The 3,028-nt window shown below is 72.9% G+C and carries 2 protein-coding genes; both read left to right on the forward strand.

Going from position 1 to position 3,028, the window contains the following annotated elements:
• The coding region (locus tag ACWEFJ_RS39140; protein ID WP_449716906.1) for a GltB/FmdC/FwdC-like GXGXG domain-containing protein at positions 1-1,546 on the forward strand (1,546 nt) is incomplete at its 5' end.
• Complete coding sequence (locus ACWEFJ_RS39145; protein ID WP_449716907.1) at positions 1,539-2,990, forward strand: glutamate synthase subunit beta; 1,452 nt, start codon at positions 1,539-1,541, stop codon at positions 2,988-2,990. The genes ACWEFJ_RS39140 and ACWEFJ_RS39145, both read left to right, overlap by 8 nt.
• The last annotated feature ends 38 nt before the right edge of the window (positions 2,991-3,028 follow it).

The following is a 3,028-nucleotide window of genomic DNA, read 5'->3' on the forward strand; positions in this document are numbered from 1 at the left end:
CATCTACTCGATCGAGGACCTGGCGCAGCTCATCCACGACCTGAAGAACGCCAACCCGGCGGCGCGCATCCACGTGAAGCTCGTCTCCGAGGTCGGCGTCGGCACGGTCGCGGCGGGCGTGTCCAAGGCGCACGCGGACGTGGTGCTGATCTCCGGCCACGACGGCGGCACCGGCGCGTCCCCGCTGTCGTCCATCAAGCACGCGGGCGGCCCGTGGGAGCTGGGCCTGGCCGAGACGCAGCAGACGCTGCTGGCCAACCGGTTGCGCGACCGGATCGTGGTGCAGGCCGACGGCCAGCTCAAGACCGGGCGGGACGTGGTGATCGCGGCGCTGCTCGGCGCGGAGGAGTTCGGCTTCGCCACCGCGCCCATGGTGGTGTCGGGCTGCATCATGATGCGGGTCTGCCACCTGGACACCTGCCCGGTGGGCGTGGCCACGCAGAACCCCGTGCTGCGGTCGAGGTTCGCGGGCAAGGCCGAGTACGTGGTGAACTTCTTCGAGTTCGTCGCGCAGGAGGTGCGGGAGCTGTTGGCGCAGCTCGGTTTCCGCACCCTGGCCGAGGCCGTCGGGCACGCCGACCTGCTCGACACGCGGGCCGCGGTGGACCACTGGAAGGCGTCCGGGCTCGACCTGTCGCCGATCTTCCACGTGCCCGAGCTGCCCGAGGGCGCGGCCCGGCACCAGGTCGTCACCCAGGACCACGGGCTGGACAAGGCGTTGGACAACACGCTGATCCAGCTCGCGGAGGGCGCGATCGCCTCGGGTGACCGGGTCCGGCTGGAGCTGCCGGTGCGCAACGTCAACCGCACCGTCGGCACCATGCTCGGCTCCGAGGTGACCAGGCGGTGGGGCGGCGAGGGCCTGCCCGACGACACGATCGACATCACGTTCACCGGCACGGCCGGGCAGTCGTTCGGCGCGTTCGTGCCGCGCGGCATCACGCTGCGGCTCGTGGGCGACGCGAACGACTACGTGGCCAAGGGCCTGTCCGGCGGGCGGGTCATCGTGCGGCCGGTGCCGGACGCGCAGTTCGCCGCGGAGCAGCACATCATCGCGGGCAACGTGATCGGCTACGGCGCGACCGGCGGGGAGATCTTCCTGCGCGGCAAGGTCGGCGAGCGGTTCTGCGTGCGCAACTCGGGCGTGCTGGCCGTCGTCGAGGGCGTGGGCGACCACGGCTGCGAGTACATGACCGGCGGTCGCGTGGTCGTGCTCGGGCCGACCGGGCGCAACTTCGCGGCGGGCATGTCCGGCGGCATCGCCTACGTGCTGGACGCGTCCGTGCCGCGGGTCAACCCGGAGATGGTGGACCTGGACTCGTTGGACGAGGCGGACCGCGAGTTCCTGCGGCGCGTGGTGGAGAAGCACTACCTGGAGACCGACTCGGCGGTGGCGCACGCGCTGCTGGCCGACTGGGACCTCGCGGTGGACCGCTTCACCAAGGTCATGCCGAAGGACTACAAGCGGGTGCTGGCCGCCCAGGCCCGGGCCGAGCTGGAGGGCCGGGACGTCAACGAAGCGATCATGGAGGCGTCTCATGGCTGACCCCCGCGGTTTCCTCACCACCGAGCGGGAGACACCCCGCAGCCGCCCCGTCTTCCTGCGCCTGCGCGACTGGCGCGAGGTGTACGAGGAGTTCGAGCGGCCCCGGCTGGAGAAGCAGGCCGGCCGGTGCATGGACTGCGGCGTCCCGTTCTGCCACCAGGGCTGCCCGCTGGGGAACCTGATCCCCGACTGGAACAACCTGGTGTGGACGCAGGACTGGCGGCCGGCCGCGGAACGGCTGCACGCCACCAACAACTTCCCGGAGTTCACCGGGACGTTGTGCCCGGCGCCGTGCGAGGCCGCGTGCGTGGTGGGGATCAACGGCGATCCCGTCACCATCAAGCGGGTGGAGATCTCCATCATCGACCGGGCGTGGGACGAGGGCTGGGTGACGCCCCAGCTGCCCGTCACGCGCACCGGGCGTTCGGTGGCCGTGGTGGGCTCCGGGCCCGCGGGCCTGGCCGCCGCGCAGCAGCTGACCCGCGCCGGCCACGACGTGACGGTGCTGGAGCGGGCGGACGCCATCGGCGGGCTGCTGCGCTACGGCATCCCCGAGTTCAAGATGGAGAAGTGGCGGCTCGACCGCCGGCTGGACCAGATGCGCGCCGAGGGGACGCGGTTCCGCACGGGCGTGAACGTCGGCGTGGACATCACCGTCGAGGAGCTGCGCGAGTCCTACGACGCGGTGGTGCTGGCGGGCGGCGCGACGGCGTGGCGCGACCTGCCCGTGCCGGGCCGGGAGCTGTCCGGGGTGCACCAGGCGATGGAGTACCTGCCGTGGGCGAACCGGGTGGCGCGCGGCGAGCTGGACGCGCCGCCCATCACGGCCGAGGGCAAGCACGTCGTCGTCATCGGCGGCGGCGACACCGGCGCGGACTGCGTGGGCACGGCCCACCGGCAGGGCGCGCTGTCGGTGACGCAGCTGGAGATCATGCCCCGGCCGCCGGAGAAGCGCGCCGAGACCCACCCGTGGCCGACCTACCCGATGCTGTACCGGGTGTCGTCGGCGCACGAGGAGGGCGGCGAGCGGCTGTACTCCGTGTCCACGGTGGAGTTCCTGGGCGACGACCGGGGCGCCGTGCGGGCGTTGAAGCTGGTCGAGGTCGAGGCGTCCGGCGGGCGGTTCGAGCCGGTGCCCGGCACCGAGCGGGAGATCCCGGCGCAGCTGGTGACGTTGGCCATGGGCTTCGTCGGCCCGGAGAAGGACGGCCTGCTCACCGAGCTGGGCGTGGACCTGGACGCGCGCGGCAACGTGGCCCGCGACGACCGGTTCGCCACGTCCGTGGACGGCGTGTTCGTGGCCGGCGACATGGGCCGCGGCCAGTCGCTGATCGTGTGGGCGATCGCGGAGGGCCGCTCGGCCGCCGCCGGCGTGGACGCCTACCTGACCGGGAGGGCCGTCCTGCCGAGGCCGATCGACCCCACCGACCGGCCGCTCGTGTGACCCGTCGCCGGCCGCACAGCGTGGTGCCCGAGGTCGGC

The sequence above is a fragment of the Actinosynnema sp. NPDC004786 genome (genome assembly GCF_053601135.1).

Excerpts from the sequence above, each read along its gene's own strand:
- ACWEFJ_RS39145 (WP_449716907.1), top strand. The coding sequence starts at position 1,539 with ATGGCTGACCCCCGCGGTTTCCTCACCACCGAGCGGGAGACACCCCGC.